General features: G+C 66.5%; 12 protein-coding genes. 3 read left to right on the top strand and 9 right to left on the bottom strand.

The features are described from left to right. Nucleotides 1-115: 115 nt before the first annotated feature. Entirely contained in the window at nt 116-4,384 is a 4,269-nt protein-coding gene (locus LOY33_RS19850; RefSeq protein WP_258659829.1) for a DEAD/DEAH box helicase, read from the bottom strand. Nucleotides 4,385-4,586: 202 nt separating this feature from the next. On the opposite strand from LOY33_RS19850, the gene LOY33_RS19845 reads away from it, so the two are divergent. Further along, nucleotides 4,587-4,994: an NUDIX domain-containing protein gene (locus LOY33_RS19845; RefSeq protein ID WP_043861997.1), complete on the top strand. Its 408-nt coding sequence runs from the start codon at nt 4,587-4,589 to the stop codon at nt 4,992-4,994. Then, nucleotides 4,991-5,629: a LysE family translocator gene (locus LOY33_RS19840; protein ID WP_054914755.1), complete on the top strand. Its 639-nt coding sequence runs from the start codon at nt 4,991-4,993 to the stop codon at nt 5,627-5,629. Before LOY33_RS19845 ends, LOY33_RS19840 begins: the two co-directional genes overlap by 4 nt. A gap of 18 nt (nt 5,630-5,647) precedes the next feature. Here the strand turns inward: LOY33_RS19840 and metR are convergent, their stop codons facing one another. Beyond that, nucleotides 5,648-6,565 (bottom strand): transcriptional regulator MetR, encoded by a 918-nt coding sequence (gene metR, locus LOY33_RS19835; RefSeq protein WP_043861995.1) that lies wholly within the window; start codon nt 6,563-6,565, stop codon nt 5,648-5,650. Nucleotides 6,566-6,745: 180 nt separating this feature from the next. Here metR and LOY33_RS19830 point away from each other — a divergent pair, with 180 nt between their 5' ends. Continuing rightward, nucleotides 6,746-7,738, top strand: a complete 993-nt coding sequence (locus LOY33_RS19830) for an alpha/beta fold hydrolase (RefSeq protein WP_104572022.1) — start codon at nt 6,746-6,748, stop codon at nt 7,736-7,738. On the opposite strand, the gene LOY33_RS19825 is transcribed toward LOY33_RS19830, so the two are convergent. From LOY33_RS19825 to LOY33_RS19795, 7 genes are all read right to left on the bottom strand, one after another. After that, entirely contained in the window at nt 7,735-8,061 is a 327-nt protein-coding gene (locus tag LOY33_RS19825) for a GlpM family protein (RefSeq protein ID WP_173925076.1), read from the bottom strand. The genes LOY33_RS19830 and LOY33_RS19825 overlap by 4 nt on opposite strands. 21 nt (nt 8,062-8,082) lie before the next feature. Next, nucleotides 8,083-9,408 (bottom strand): sigma-54 dependent transcriptional regulator, encoded by a 1,326-nt coding sequence (locus tag LOY33_RS19820; RefSeq protein ID WP_043861992.1) that lies wholly within the window; start codon nt 9,406-9,408, stop codon nt 8,083-8,085. After that, complete coding sequence (locus LOY33_RS19815; RefSeq protein WP_258659825.1) at nt 9,405-11,312, bottom strand: ATP-binding protein; 1,908 nt, start codon at nt 11,310-11,312, stop codon at nt 9,405-9,407. The genes LOY33_RS19820 and LOY33_RS19815 overlap by 4 nt, the downstream gene beginning before the upstream one ends. A 66-nt stretch (nt 11,313-11,378) precedes the next feature. Then, nucleotides 11,379-12,113, bottom strand: a complete 735-nt coding sequence (locus LOY33_RS19810; protein ID WP_043861990.1) for an amino acid ABC transporter ATP-binding protein — start codon at nt 12,111-12,113, stop codon at nt 11,379-11,381. Next, the gene (locus tag LOY33_RS19805; protein WP_043861989.1) at nt 12,110-12,781 is read right to left on the bottom strand and encodes an ABC transporter permease subunit; all 672 of its coding nucleotides are present in this window, start codon (nt 12,779-12,781) and stop codon (nt 12,110-12,112) included. The genes LOY33_RS19810 and LOY33_RS19805 overlap by 4 nt, the downstream gene beginning before the upstream one ends. Continuing rightward, the gene (locus LOY33_RS19800; protein WP_043861988.1) at nt 12,781-13,527 is read right to left on the bottom strand and encodes an amino acid ABC transporter permease; all 747 of its coding nucleotides are present in this window, start codon (nt 13,525-13,527) and stop codon (nt 12,781-12,783) included. Before LOY33_RS19800 ends, LOY33_RS19805 begins: the two co-directional genes overlap by 1 nt. A 99-nt stretch (nt 13,528-13,626) precedes the next feature. Beyond that, nucleotides 13,627-14,541, bottom strand: a complete 915-nt coding sequence (locus LOY33_RS19795; RefSeq protein ID WP_043861987.1) for a glutamate/aspartate ABC transporter substrate-binding protein — start codon at nt 14,539-14,541, stop codon at nt 13,627-13,629. Between the last annotated feature and the right edge of the window lie 121 nt (nt 14,542-14,662).

Genomic DNA, 14,662 nt, shown 5'->3' with positions numbered 1-14,662 from the left:
AGGCAATCCAAGACCTTATATCGAATGGGGGATTGGATGCCAGTGAACCCATCAAGACAGCGTTGCGGCCTTCGCCGGCAATGCCGGCTCCTGCACACACCGCAAAGCTTCGGGATCAGTGATGGACATCGCGCACCACCCGCTCACGCAGCGCCGCATCCTCCTGCACCCAGTACTGCGCCTTGCCCGCCACCCGCGCCGCCACCGCCACGCCGTCGCGGTACACCACCCGGTTGCCGCTCACCGCTGCCACCTTGCTGCCGGGCAGCAAGGTGCCCACCAGGTTCAGCGGGTCGCTGGCACTCACCGCCACCAGGCTGCCATCCAGCGGGCGCCTGCGTACTTCGCGCAATACGCCGATGGCCTCGGGCAAGGCGAACTGTTCGCCGGCCAGCCCGCTGATGAAGCGACCGCCACGGATCTCGCCACGCGCCTCCAGGCGGTGCAACGTGCGCAGCAGGTCCCGCCAGCTCGGCAGCCAGTCGGCCTCGCGTTCGAGCAGCCGCCAGCACACCACGCCATAGCGGCGCAGCAAGGTCAGGGCCACCTGTTCCAGGGCGTCCTCGGCCGGCGTGCCGGCGCGGCGCAGCAATGCCCAGCGCCCGGCGTCCTCCATGCCGCCACTGAATGCCCCGCGACCACGCCGATGGCTGCGTGCCTGGCGCTTGCTGGCCGGGGTGATCAGTGCACGCAGGCCGGCAAAGCTGTCGGCACTGATCTGCCCGGCCGCCACCAGTTCCTGCAGGGCTGTCTCCAGCTCGCTGGGCAACAGGCGTGCCTCGTCGCGCAGTTCATCGAAAAACAGTGCGCCGTGCTCGCTGAGCGCGGCCAGTACACGTTGCGCGCGGGGCGACGGTGCCGGGGCGTCGTCGGTGGCGGCCAGTGCTCGCCACAACCCCAGCCGCGCCCGTGGTAGCAGCACGACAGGGGTGCTGCGCAGGGTACTGGCCGCAGCCTTGCCCGAAGGGGCCAGGCGAGCCCACACGAACTTGCCGGCCCGGCAGGCATCGTCCAGCCACTGCCCGCTGTAGTCGCGCAGCCGGCTCGGCAGCAGGTCGCTTTCCCAGGCCGAGGCCGCTGCGGCGAAGCCTTCCAGTTGGGTCAGCGCCTCGCCCAGCGCCGCCGGGCCCTCCAGCCGGGTGCCGGGCGAAAGGTGCTGCCAGTCGAACAGAAAGCGCATGAAGTCCTGCAGGCTGACCGGCTCGATTTCGCGGCGCAGGCGCTTGAGCGTGTAGCGGTGGATACGCGCCAGCAGGTGGCGTTCGCACCATTGTTCAGGGGGGTGGCCCGGGCTGAAGTGCCCGCGCATGACATAGCCCTCGGCTTCCAGGCGCAGCATGGCCTGCTCGACCTGTGAGGGGCTCAGGCACAGCGGCGCGCCGATCTCGCTGCTGGTCAGCGGGCCGAAGCCGCTCAGGCGCGCGCGCAGCAGTTCCACGGCAGCACTGTCGGCATCGATGGGCTGATCGAACCCGGGCAATGGGGTGGGCGCCGCTTGCGGGTACAGCGCCAGCAGCCACGGCAGGCGTTCGCGGGCCAGCCACAGGCCGCCACCCTGCGGCAGCTTCAGGTGGCAGGCGCGTGCGCCGGCGGCCAGTTGCTGCAGCCATGCCAGCCAGCCCGGGTTGGCCTGCACCTCGGCATCGCACACGGCCGCCAGGCTCATCAGTGCCTCGTGCATTTCGTCAGCGCCGCCTGGCAACGGCCAGGCCTCGGCACGCACTGCGGCAATCGCCTGCGGATCCAGTGCGCCCAGGTCGTCGGCACTTTGCGGGTCGCTCCAGCGCCGGTTGAGCACGGCCTGGGTGCGCCGCTCTTCCAGCGGTGCGTCATCGAGAAAGGCGTATGGACGTGCATTCAGGATCGCCGCCGCCAGGGGCGAAGGCGCCGGCAGGTCGCGGCAGATCAGGCGGATGCGCTTGTCTTCGATGCGCCGCAGCAGGTTCAGCCAGCCCTCGCAATCCATCGCCTCGTGCAGGCAGTCGTCGAGGGTCTGCTCCACCAGCGGGTGGTCGGGAATCTCGCGCTCGCCGACGATGTTTTCCAGGCACGCCAGCTGGTCGGGGAACACGGCAGCGGTGAGGTCTTCGCTTTTCATGCGCTGGATCTGCGGGGCGACCTTGCGCCCGCCGGCATAGCGCGGCAGTGCCAGCGACACCCCGGCGTTCCAGCGCCAGCGCACGCCGAACAGCGGCGCATCGAGCACGGCCTGGGTCAGCAGGTGCTCGGCACTGGCGCTGGAAATGTAGCGCCACACCTCTTCCAGGGCAAAACTGTGGCCGGCCGACAGCGACAGGATCAGCGCATCCTCGCTGGCTGCCGCCTGCAACTCGAAATTGAAGGTGCGACAGAAGCGCTTGCGCAGTGCCAGCCCCCAGGCGCGGTTGATGCGGCTGCCGAAGGGCGAGTGGATGATCAGTTGGGTACCGCCGGACTCATCGAAAAAGCGCTCCATGATCAGCGTGTCCTGCGAGGGCAGGGCGCCGAGGGCCTGGCGGGTGCGGGCCAGGTAGTCGAGCAGTTGCTCGGCGCTGTCCGCGTTCAGCCCGAGCGTGGCGTGCAGCCAGGTCAGCAGCGGTTGCAGCTGGCCGCCGCTGGCATCCAGGCGCTGGTCGATTTCGGCTTGCAGGCGTGCCACCGCGAAGGACAGCTCGTCGCTGCGCCCCGGCGCCTCGCCCAGCCAGAAGGGGATGGTCGGCGGTTGCCCGTGGGCATCCTCTACCCGTACCTTGCCGGCCTCCACGCGCAGGATGCGGTACGACGCGTTGCCCAGCTGGAAGATGTCGCCGGCGATGCTCTCCACCGCGAAGTCTTCGTTCACGCTGCCGATGTTCAAGGCCTGGGGTTCGAGCAGCACGCGGTAGTCGGCGTTGTCCGGTATCGCCCCGCCACTGGTCAGGGCAGCCAGCTGGCTGCCGCGCCTTCCACGCAACTGGGCACTGACCGCATCGCGGTGCAGGTACGCGCCGCGCACGCCCTGGCGCCCGCTGTAGCCTTCGGCGAGCATGCGCAGCAGGGCCTGGTAATGTGCCTGCTCCAGATTGGCGTAGGGCATCGCACAGGTGAGGCACGCAAACAGCGCCTGTTCGTCCCAGGGCTGGCAACTGACCTCGGCGACGATCTGCTGGGCCAGCACGTCCAGCGGTGCGTTGGGGATATGCAGCTCGTCCAGCTCGCCACGGCGCACGCAGTCGAGCAGGGCCACGCACTCGATCAGCTCGTCGCGGGTGGTGGCGAACACACGACCCTTGGGGGTGCCGTCCACCTGGTGGCCGGAGCGGCCAACCCTCTGCAGCAGCGCGGCAATCGAGCCAGGCGAGCCGATCTGGCACACCAGGTCGACCTCGCCGATGTCGATGCCCAGCTCCAGCGAGGCGGTGGCCACCAGCACCTGCAGCTCGCCGCGCTTGAGACGCTGCTCGGCGTCGAGGCGAAATTCCTTGGCCAGGCTGCCATGGTGCGCGGCCACCGCCTCGCGCCCCAGGCGCTCGCTCAGGTGGCGCGCCAGGCGCTCGGCCAGGCGCCGGGTGTTGACGAACACCAGGGTGGTGCGATGCTCGCGGGCCAGTTGCGCGAGGCGATCGTAGACCAGCTCCCACACATCGTTGGCCATCACCGCGCCCAGTGGCGCGCGCGGTACCTCGATGGCCAGGTCGCGCTGGCGCGCATGGCCGATATCCACCAGGGCGCAGGGGCGCTGATGGCCTACCAGGTACTGCGCCACCCGCTCGATCGGACGCTGGGTGGCCGACAGGCCGATGCGCCGCAACGGGCGCTGGCACAGCGCCTGCAGGCGTTCCAGGCTCAACGCCAGGTGGCTGCCGCGCTTGTTGCCGGCCACGGCGTGGATCTCGTCGACGATTACCGTGTGCACCGAGGCCAGGCCCTGACGCCCGGACGTCGAGCCGAGCAGCACGTACAGCGACTCGGGGGTGGTCACCAGGATATGCGGGGGCTGGCGGCGCATGGCCGCGCGTTCCTTCTGCGGGGTATCGCCGCTGCGCACTGCGGTGCGCAGGGTCGGCGTGGGCAGCCCGAGGGCGGCCAGTTCGGCGCTGATACCGGCCAGGGGGGCCTGCAGGTTGAGCTGGATGTCGTTGGACAGCGCCTTGAGCGGCGAGACGTACACCACCAGCGTCTGTTCGGGCAGCTCGCCGCCGGCGTGCAGGGCCTGGGTGAAGAGTTCGTCGAGGACCGCGAGGAACGCGGTGAGGGTCTTGCCGGAGCCGGTGGGGGCCGCCACCAGCAGCGATTGCCCGCTGCGGATCAGCGGCCACGCCTGGGCCTGGGCGGCGGTCACCGTGGCGAAACGGTGCTGGAACCAGGCACGGACGGCGGGGTGGAAGGCGTCGAGTACCGGGTGATTGCGGGCGGGCAGGTTCATGGGGTGTTTATGCGGCCGTTGCGCCCTGGTTGCAAGGGGCTTTCGTCAGGCTGCTGCGGCCGCTTCGCCGGCAAGGCCGGCTCCTACAAGGAATGCGCCGAACCTGTGGGAGCCGGCCTTGCCGGCGAAGCGCTCAGCAAGATTGAAAGCCCTGCGCCAGCATGTGATCCTAGCGCGCCTTCCCCGCCACGAGCCGCCTACCATGAGCAAAACCATCCGTATCGCCGCTGCCCTGTTGCTCGACGCTCAGGGCCGAACCCTGTTGGTACGCAAGCGCGGCACCCTGGCCTTCATGCAGCCTGGCGGCAAGATCGAACCCCACGAGCAACCCGTCGATGCCCTGGCCCGCGAGCTGTTCGAAGAGCTGGGCCTGCGCATCGACCCGCAGCAGGCGCAGTACCTGGGCCAGTTCAGCGCACCGGCGGCCAACGAGCCGGGTTTCGAAGTGCAGGCCGAGCTGTTTCAGTTGCACACCGACCTGACGCTTGAACCCGCAGCGGAAATCGAGGAAGCCTGCTGGGTCGACGCCCACCAGGTGGATCACCTCGAACTGGCGCCGCTGACCCGCGACCTGATCCTGCCGCTGCACCTGCAACGGGCCGCGCAATGATCCCGCTGCACGAATGGCTGCTGTTCAGCGGCGCCGCGCTGCTGATGGTACTGACCCCCGGGCCGAACATGATCTACCTGATCTCGCGCTCGATCTGCCAGGGCCGCATGGCCGGCGTGACGTCGCTGATCGGTGTGGTGGGCGGGTTTCTGGTGCACATGACGGCCGCAGCTGTGGGCCTCACCGCGTTGTTCATGGCCGTGCCGCTGGGTTACGACCTGCTGCGCTGGGCCGGTGCCGGCTACTTGCTGTGGATGGCCTGGCAGGCGGTCAAGCCGGGTGCGCGCTCGCCGTTCGAGCCCCGTGAGCTGGCCCCGGATTCACCGGCGCGGCTGGTGACGATGGGGTTTCTGACCAGCGTGCTGAACCCCAAGGTGGCGGTGTTCTACCTGTCGGTGCTGCCGCAGTTCATTTCGCCCGAGCACGGCTCGGTGCTGGCGCAGAGCCTGACCCTGGGCCTGACCCAGATCGGCGTGAGCTTCACCGTGAACCTGCTGATCGCACTGTTCGCCGCCGGCCTGTCGGCCTGGTTCGCGCGCTACCCGCTGTGGCTGATGTTGCAGCGCTACGTGATGGGCTTTGTGCTGGCGGCCCTTGCGCTGCGCCTGGTGCAGGAACAACGCAAACTGGCCTGATGCTTGCCGCTTGAACCTTCAGCGCACTGCACTGACCCCATCCAGGGTCGAGAACGAGGTGTCCTTGGCGGTCAGCAGAAAGTCGCGCATGTACGGTGCATCGAGCATGTCGCTGCGCACTGCGGCGTACAGCGTGGCGAACAGGCCCTTTTCACCCAGGCGCTTGCCCTTCACGTAGCCGCGCGAGCTGTACTCGTGCAGGGCCCAGTGCGGCATGCCGCATACCCCGCGTCCGCTGGCCACCAACTGCATCATCATCACCGTCAGCTCGGCGGTGCGTACCTGCCCGGGCTCGATGTCGGCAGGCTCCAGAAAGCGCGTGAAGATGTCCAGGCGGTCGCGTTCCACCGGGTAGGTGATCAGGGTTTCCGTGGCCAGGTCCTGCGGCACCACGTAGGGCCTGGAGGCCAGTACGTGCTGGTTGGCCACCGCCAGCATCGCCTCGTAGGTGAACAGCGGCACGTAGGTGATACCGGTCAGCTCCAGCGGGTCGGAGGTCACCACCAGGTCCAGGTCGCCACGGGCCAGGGCCGGCAGCGGGGCGAAGGCGAAGCCCGAGGCCAGGTCCAGCTCCACCTCTGGCCAGGCATCGCGGAACTGGTCGATGGTGGGCATCAGCCACTGGAAGCAGCTGTGGCACTCGATGGCCATGTGCAGGCGCCCGGCGGTGCCGCCGGCCAGGCGCGCAATGTCCCGTTCGGCGCCGCGCAGCAGCGGCAGGGTGGCATCGGCCAGTTGCAGCAGGCGCAGGCCGGCGCTGGTGAAGCGGATCGGCTTGGTCTTGCGGGTGAACAACTGCATGCCCAGGCGTTCTTCGAGTTCCTTGAACTGGTGGGACAACGCCGACTGAGTCAGGTGCAGGCGCTCGGCGGCCTCCACCAGGCTGTCGGCTTCGCGCAGGGCGTGCAGGGTCTTGAGGTGGCGAATTTCCAGCACCAGGGTGCTCCATGAACAGAATTTGATGGATGAGACAATTCGTTGAGTTTGTCTCATGTTGACGATGCTGTCGACCGCCCGGCAGTTGTCATCAAACGGTCACCGATCTGTGGCAGCGCGCCGGCATGAACTTCATCAGACTCGCGCTTTACTGGCGAACTGCACTCTGGTGTTTCTTTCATGCGGGCAATCCTGTTTCTGGTGGCGCTGTGCAGCGCCTTTTCTTCGTTCGCGGCGCCTCGCTGCGACATCACTTCAGCTATCCGATACGCCGAGGCGGGGCCGGTCAGCCTGGCCTATCAGAGCATCGGGCGTGACAGCGACCCGGCCCTGCTGTTGGTCATGGGCCTGGGCGGCCAGTTGATCCACTGGCCCGACGAGGTGGTACTTGCGCTGTGCCAGCAGGGCTTCAGGGTGATCCGCTACGACAACCGCGACGTCGGCCTGTCGCGCTGGAACCAGCCCCCCGCCCAGGCCAACCTGACGGTCGAGGCGCTGCGCTACCGGCTCGGCCTGCCGGTGGCGGCGCCCTACAGCCTGAGCGACATGGCCGCTGATGGCCTGGCGCTGATGGATGCGCTGCACGCGCAGCGCTTTCATGTGCTGGGGGTGAGCATGGGTGGAATGATTGCCCAGCACCTGGCGGCGATGGCGCCCGAGCGGGTCGAGAGCCTGACCCTGATCATGTCCAGTTCGGGGGCGCAGGGGCTGCCGGCGCCTGCGCCGGCGCTGGTTCGGCAGTTGGCCCGGCGCGGTGCGCCGAATCGCCAGGTGGCCCTGGAGCAGCAGGCCGACCTGCTGGCCGCGCTGGGCAGCCCGCAGGTGCAGGATGATCGCCAGGCCCTGTTGCAGCAGGCCGCCACCGCCTACGACCGGGCCTTCAACCCCGAAGGCGTGCAGCGCCAGGTCATGGCCATACTTGCCGAGCCCAGCCGTGTCGAGCTGCTCGACAACCTGCGGGTACCGGCCCTGGTGGTGCACGGCACGGCCGACCCGCTGTTGCCGGTGATGCACGGCGTGCACCTGGCCGCGCACATCCAGGGCAGCCAGCTACGCCTGATACCGGGCCTGGCGCACCGCTTCCAGGAGCCGTTCAAGGCCCCGCTGCTGGCGGCGGTACTGCCTTACCTGAAGGCGCACCGCGAAGAGCTGGGCCATCTGGCCCAACGCTAGTGCAGGCGCACCCACACGCTGACCAGCACGGTGGCGGCGATCAGCCAGGCCACCGCCGCCAGCGCCAGTGACAGCTCCAGGCGCAGGCGGTCGACCAGCACGTACAGCGCGGCCAGGTACACGAAGTAGGGGATGATCGACCACATGCCGAACACGATGGTGGCCTTCAGGTCCTCCAGCGAGCGGCCCTTGCCGATGATGTAGTGGGCAATCAGGGCAAAGGTGGGAAACAGCGGCACCAGCCCGGCCACGTAGTAATTGCGGGTCTTGGCCAGGGCCGCGATGATCAGCACCACCACGGCGCCCAGGCAGGCCTTGAGAATCATGTCCATCGAAACGCTCGCTCAGGCCAGGCCGTATTTTTTGACTTTGTCGAACAGGGTGGTCTTGGCCATGCCCAGCTCCTGGCTGGCCTGGCTGAGGTTGCCGCCGGTGCGCTGCAGGGCGTCGCTGAGCAGGTTGCGCTCGAAGGCCTCGACCGCCTCGGCAAAGCCCAGGCTCTGCGCCACATTGGCGCCGGCCTTCTTGAACGCCGGCAGGCCCAGGGCGTGGCGTTCTGCCACGTTGCGCAGCTCGCGCACGTTGCCCGGCCAGTCATGGGCCATCAGGCGCGACAGGGTCTGGCTGTCCAGCGGCGGTGCCTCGCGGTCGAAGCGCAGGGCCGACTGCTGCAGGAAGTGCTCGAACAGTTGCAGGATGTCTTCGCGGCGCTCGCGCAGCGGCGGCAGTTCCAGTGTCACCACGTTGAGGCGGTAGTACAGGTCGCTGCGAAACTGGCCGGTCTGGCCGAGGGCATCCAGGTCCGATTTGGTGGCGGCGATCACCCGGCAATCCACCGCAATGCTCTGGTTCGAACCCAGGCGTTCCAGGGTGCGCTCCTGCAGCACGCGCAGCAGCTTGATCTGCAGGTTGAGCGGCATGCTCTCGACTTCGTCGAGAAACAGCGTGCCGCCGTTGGCGTGCTCGATCTTGCCGATGCGGCGCTTGCCGGCACCCGTGAAGGCGTTGGCCTCGTGGCCGAAGATCTCGGTCTCGAACAGGTTCTCCGGCAGGCCGCCGCAGTTCAACGCCACGAAGGGCTGGCTCTGGCGCCGGCTGAAGTCGTGCAGGCAGCGCGCGACCAGCTCCTTGCCGGTGCCGGTCTCGCCCTCGATCAGCACGTTGGCCGAGGTATCGGCGACGTTGGCGATCAGCTCGCGCAAGTTCTGCATGGCCGGCGAGCGGCCGATGATGCGCCCCTCCAGGGTGCTGCGCTCGGCCAGCTGGCGGCGCAGCGAGAACACTTCGCGGGCCAGGCCGCGCTGTTCCAGCGCCCGGCGCACCACATCCACCAGGCGCTCCGGCGAGAAGGGCTTTTCCATGAAGTCGTAGGCGCCGTTGCGCATGGCGCCCACGGCCATGTCGATGTCGCCGTGGCCGGTGATCAGCACCACCGGCAGGCTCTTGTCGCGGGCCTTGAGGCGGCTGAGCAGTTCCAGGCCATCGATGCCCGGCAGGCGGATATCGCTGACCACGATGCCGGCGAAATCATCGCCGATGCGCTCCAGTGCCTGTTCGGCACTGCCGACGCCTTCGCAGGCGATATCTTCCAGGGCCAGCGCCTGCTGGCACCCGAGCAACACATGCGGATCGTCTTCGACGATCAGGACGGTAAGGGGCGATGGGGTCATAGGGACTCGGCAGGTTCAGTGGGGGCATCGACCAGCGGCAGGCTGAGCACGAACGCGGTACCGCCGCTGGCGGGGTGTTCGACGTTCAGGGTACCGCCGGCTGCAGCGGCGAGGCTGGCCGACAGGGTCAGGCCCAGGCCCAGGCCGTGCTCGCCCGGTTTGGTGGTGAAAAACGGTTCGAACAGGTGCTTGCGCGCTTCATCGTCGATGCCATGGCCGTTGTCGCGCACGCGCAGGCGGTACTTGTCGCCCACCAGCTCGCCTTCGAGCCAGAGTTGCGGCAGCGGCACCGCGGCCATGGCATCCAGGGCGTTGCCGATCAGGTTGACCAGGATCTGCTCCAGGCGGGTCTGGTCGATGGTCAGTTGCTGGTCGGCGTACTCGAGGTGCAGTTTCAGGTGACAGCCCTCGATGCGCGCATTGAGCAGTTGCAGGGCGGCGGTCACGGCCTTTTCCAGCGAGGCCTGGCCACGGTCGTCGCCGCGCCGGGCGAACGAGCGCAGGCTGGCGGTGATACGGCCCATGCGGTCGATCAGTTCGTTCATGGTCAGCAGGTTGGCGCTGGCGGTTTCCAGCGCACCGCGCTGCAGAAAGCGCACGGTGTTGCCCGACAGGGTGCGCAGCGCCGCCAGCGGCTGGTTCAGCTCATGGGCGATGCTGGTCGACATCTGCCCGATGGCCGCCAGCTTGCCGGCCTGCACCAGTTCGTCCTGGGCATGGCGCAGGGTCTGCTCGGCGTGCCGGCGTTCGCGGATCTGGCCCTTGAGGCGTTCGTTGCTGGCACGCAGGTCGGCGGTGCGCTCGGTAATCTTGCGTTCGAGCTGGTTGTTGGCTTCTTCCAGCGCCTCGCGGGCGGCCAGGCGGGTGGCGATCACCTTGCGTCGCTCGTTCCAGGCTATCAGCAGGATCGCCAGCAGGGCGAAGGCCACGGCCACCAGCACGCCCTGGATCATCGATTCGTGGCGCAGGTCCTGCAGCGGGGTCAGCAGGGTGAAGTGCCAGGGCGTGTCGCTCAGGCGCCGGGTCTGGGCCAGGTAGGTGACCTTGCGGTTGCTGTCGCCCAGTTCGGCATTGGCCGGAAAGGTCAGCTTCTCGACCCCGTCGGCGAGCTTCTCGCGCGCCAGCGGCTGCAGTTCGTTGAGCGGGAACCAGTAGTACTGCAGGCTGCGCGCCAGGCGCTCCTTGATTTCCGGGGTCAGCGGGCGCACCGACTTCAGCCGCCGCGCCGGGTCGCTGGAGAGGATGATGATGCCGTTCTCGTCGCTGACGAAGGCTTCCAGGCGGGCTCGCTGCCAGCGCTCTTCGAGGGCTTCCAGGCGCACCTTGATCACCGCCACGCCGATGATCTTGCCGTGTTCCTCCAGGCCATGGGCCAGGTAGTAGCCAGGTTCGCCGGTGGTGCTGCCGATGCCGTAGAAGCGCCCGGGCTGGCCGCGCACGGCATTCTGGAAATAGGCACGGAACGAGAGGTCTTCGCCCAGGTAGCTGTCGACGTCGCGCCAGTTGCTGGTGGCCTGCACCCGGCCGGTGGTGTCGAGCACATAGATGGCGCGGCTGCGGCTGCGCCGGTTGAGCCCTTCGAGGTATTCGTTGACCGCCTGGCGCTGGTCGCCATCGGTGGAGTTCAGCAGGCTGGAGACGCTGTCTTCGAGTTCCAGCAGGCTGGGCAGGTAGGTGTACTTGCTGATCTCGCTCTCGACCGCGCGGGCATGCAGTTCAAGCTGACGCTCGCCGGTCTCGCTGAGGGTGCGGATGCCGTTGTGCTCGCTGATCAGGTAGCCGATCACACCCAGGCCGATCATCAGCAGCAGGACCAGTGGGGGCAGGAACAGGTGGCGGATCAGGCGAGGTTTCACGGCAAGGTCAGGCTTGGCTGGGCGAAAGAGCGTGGGATCGCATTTCATCACAGTGGCCTTGTCACGACCAGCGCCCTCTGCCCGGCGTGGGCCGGGCAGGGGCACCGGGCGGCATCAGTGCTGCAGGATCTTGCTGAGGAAGTGCTGGGTACGCTCGTCGCGCACGCTCTGGTCACCGAAGAACTCTTCCTTGGTGCAGTCTTCGATGATGTTGCCCTTGTCCATGAAGATCACCCGGTTGGCCACCTTGCGCGCAAAGCCCATTTCGTGGGTCACGCACATCATGGTCATGCCTTCGTGGGCCAGTTGCACCATCACGTCGAGTACCTCGCTGACCATTTCCGGGTCCAGGGCCGAGGTGGGTTCGTCGAACAGCATCACGATCGGGTCCATGGCCAGGGCGCGGGCGATGGCCACGCGCTGCTGCTGGCCGCCGGAGAGCTGGCCGGGGTGCTTGTGCGCATGGGCCGACAGGCCGACGCGCTCGAGCAGTTGCAGGCCCTTCTTGGTGGCTTCTTCCTTGCTGCGGCCCAGCACCTTGATCTGCGCGATGGTCAGGTTCTCGGTGATGGTCAGGTGCGGGAACAGTTCGAAGTGCTGGAACACCATGCCGACCCGCGAGCGCAGCTTGGGCAGGTTGGTCTTGGGGTCGGCGATCGAGGTGCCGTCGACCACGATGTCGCCCTTCTGGAACGGTTCCAGCGCGTTGACGCACTTGATCAGGGTGGATTTGCCCGAGCCAGACGGCCCGCACACCACCACCACTTCGCCTTTCTTGACCTCGGTGCTGCAGTCGGTCAGAACCTGGAAATCGCCGTACCACTTGTTGACGTTCTTGATGGAAATCATACGGTTATCCTTTTCTGCAGACGCTTGACCAGGAAGGAAGCGGAGAAGCTGATGACAAAGTACACGGCGCCGGCAAACAGCAGGAACTCGTTGGAGCGCCCGATGATGTCGCCACTGGCCCGTGCCGAGTTGAGGAAGTCCACCAGGCCCACGGTGTAGACCAGCGAGGTGTCCTGGAACAGGATGATGCTCTGCTGCAGCAGCAGCGGGGTCATCTTGCGAAATGCCTGGGGCAGGATGATCAGGCGCATGGTCTGCGCGTAGTTCATGCCCAGTGCCTGGGCAGCCGCCATCTGGCCCTTGGAGATCGACTGCACGCCGGCCCGCACGATTTCGCAGAAGTACGCCGCCTCGAACATCATGAATGCCACGACGCAGGAGGTGAACGCACCCACCGGGGTGTCTTCGCCGGTGATCCAGCGCAGCACGAACGGTACCGCCAGGTAGAACCAGGTGATCACCAGCAGCAGCGGGATGGAGCGAAAGTAGTTCACGTAGGCGCCGGCCAGGCGCGACAGCAGCTTGCTCGACGACAACCGCATCAGTGCCAGCACGGTACCCAGCGCGATGCCGCCAATGATGCCCATGAGCATCAGTTGCAGGGTCATCTTCATGCCGTTCCACAGGCCCGGCAGGGCTGGCACGATTCCACTGAAATCCATGTCCATTATTTACCCCCCACGGAGATCAGGCCCGGCACCGCGACTTTCTTCTCGACCAGGCGCATCAGCAGCATCAGCCCCATGTTCAGGGTGAAGTAGATCAGCGTGGCCAGGGTGAAGGCCTCGAACAGGTTGGCCGAGAACTCGGCGGTCTGCTTGGTCTGTGCCAGCAGTTCCATCAGGCCGATCAGCGACGCCACCGAGGAGTTCTTGAACACGTTCAGGAATTCGGAGGTAAGCGGCGGAATGATGATCCGGTAGGCTTGCGGCAGCAGCACGTTGTTGTAGATCTGCGGCAGGCTGAAGCCCATGGCGCGGGCAGCGGCTTCCTGGCCACGGGGCAGCGCCTGGATGCCGGTGCGCACCTGCTCGCACACCCGTGCAGCGGTGAACAGCCCCAGGCAGATGACCACGCTGATCAGCGCCGAGGTGGTCGGGTTGAGGTCCTGCTTGTACCACTCCTGCAGGCCTTCGGGCAGCAGGTCGGGTACCAGGAAGTACCAGATGAACAGCTGCACCAGCAGCGGCACATTGCGAAACAGTTCCACGTAGCACGTGGCGATACCCGACACCAGACGGTTCGGTACGGTACGCATGACGCCGAGCACCGAGCCCAGCAGCAGCGCAATGATCCAGGCGGCAACGGCGATCAGGATGGTCCAGCCCAGGCCGGTGATATACCAGTCCAGGTAGGTCTCGCTGCCAACGCCGGTGGACTTGAAAAAAACGCCCCAGTCCCAGTTGTAATTCATCGGGGTCTCCCCTCAGATCGGTTGTTTCACGGGCACCTTCGAGCATCCGGGGGCGCTGGGCGCCCTCGGATGAAAGGTTAGACACTAACTAGCTGGGGGTCAGGACTTCTTTTCGTCTGCAGCTTTGTCGGTAGGATTGGCGATCAGCGCCTTGAGCTCGTCGCTCATGGGGAACATCAGGTTCAGGCCTTTAGGCGGGATTGGCTGGTTGAACCACTTGTCGTAGATCTTGTTGATCTCACCCGACTTGTACAGGGCGACGATGGCGTCATCGACCGCTTTCTTGAACGGGGCATCGCCCTTGCGCACCATGCAGCCGTAGATTTCATAGGACTGCGGGGTACCGGTCACGGCCCAGTCGGTCGGCTTCTTGGCCTTGGCCATTTCGCCGGCGAGCAGGGCGTCGTCCATCATGAAGGCGACGGCGCGGCCGGACTCGAGCATCTGGAACGACTCGCCGTGGTCCTTGGCGGAGATGACGTTCATCTTCATCTGCTTGTCGGCGTTCATCGACTTGAGGATGCGCTCGGATGTGGTACCGGCGGTGGTCACCACGTTCTTACCGGCCAGGTCCGGGAAGTCCTTGTAGGAGGAATCCTTTTTGGACAGCAGGCGGGTACCGATCTCGAAGATGCCGACCGAGAAGTCGACCTGTTGCTGGCGCTCGAGGTTGTTGGTGGTGGAACCGCACTCGACGTCAACGGTGCCGTTCTGCACCAGCGGGATGCGGGTCTGCGAGGTGACCAGGTTGTATTTGACCTTCAGGTCCGGCTTGTTCAGGTCCTTTTTCAGGGCCTCGACGATAGCCAGCTGGATGTCGTGGGAGTAACCGACGGGTTTGCCCGAAGCGTCGGCGATGTAGGAGAACGGGATGGAAGCGTCGCGGTGCCCCAGGGTAATGGTGCCCGAGTCGTTGATTTTCTTCAGGGTGCCGGTCAGTTCGGCGGCAAGGGCCGGCGTGCTGATCAAAGCGGTCGCCATGGCGGCGCCCAACAGATGGGGAACGATACGCATCAAATTTTCCTCGACGTTGTTTTTCTTATTGAGCCGTTGGCGGGCTCTTTCGTTCAGCGAACACAGCAATGAAGCGGTTGCGCATTCGGGTACTGAGTGTAGAGCATGACTCATGCCAAAC

Origin of the sequence: Pseudomonas sp. B21-036, from assembly GCF_024748925.1 — a bacterium.
In the GTDB taxonomy this organism is placed as follows: Bacteria; Pseudomonadota; Gammaproteobacteria; order Pseudomonadales; family Pseudomonadaceae; genus Aquipseudomonas; species Aquipseudomonas palmensis.
The sequence above is the reverse complement of the archived record's forward strand: the minus strand, read 5'-3'. Positions and strand labels throughout refer to the sequence as shown.

What these genes read in the sequence shown, in the direction of transcription:
- LOY33_RS19830 (WP_104572022.1), top strand. Translation starts at nt 6,746, where the DNA reads ATGCGGGCAATCCTGTTTCTGGTGGCGCTGTGCAGCGCCTTTTCTTCG.
- LOY33_RS19810 (WP_043861990.1), bottom strand. Translation starts at nt 12,113, where the DNA reads ATGATTTCCATCAAGAACGTCAACAAGTGGTACGGCGATTTCCAGGTT.
- LOY33_RS19795 (WP_043861987.1), bottom strand. Translation starts at nt 14,541, where the DNA reads ATGCGTATCGTTCCCCATCTGTTGGGCGCCGCCATGGCGACCGCTTTG.
- LOY33_RS19845 (WP_043861997.1), top strand. Translation starts at nt 4,587, where the DNA reads ATGAGCAAAACCATCCGTATCGCCGCTGCCCTGTTGCTCGACGCTCAG.
- LOY33_RS19815 (WP_258659825.1), bottom strand. Translation starts at nt 11,312, where the DNA reads ATGAAATGCGATCCCACGCTCTTTCGCCCAGCCAAGCCTGACCTTGCC.
- LOY33_RS19850 (WP_258659829.1), bottom strand. Translation starts at nt 4,384, where the DNA reads ATGAACCTGCCCGCCCGCAATCACCCGGTACTCGACGCCTTCCACCCC.
- LOY33_RS19800 (WP_043861988.1), bottom strand. Translation starts at nt 13,527, where the DNA reads ATGAATTACAACTGGGACTGGGGCGTTTTTTTCAAGTCCACCGGCGTT.
- LOY33_RS19820 (WP_043861992.1), bottom strand. Translation starts at nt 9,408, where the DNA reads ATGACCCCATCGCCCCTTACCGTCCTGATCGTCGAAGACGATCCGCAT.
- LOY33_RS19805 (WP_043861989.1), bottom strand. Translation starts at nt 12,781, where the DNA reads ATGGACATGGATTTCAGTGGAATCGTGCCAGCCCTGCCGGGCCTGTGG.
- LOY33_RS19840 (WP_054914755.1), top strand. Translation starts at nt 4,991, where the DNA reads ATGATCCCGCTGCACGAATGGCTGCTGTTCAGCGGCGCCGCGCTGCTG.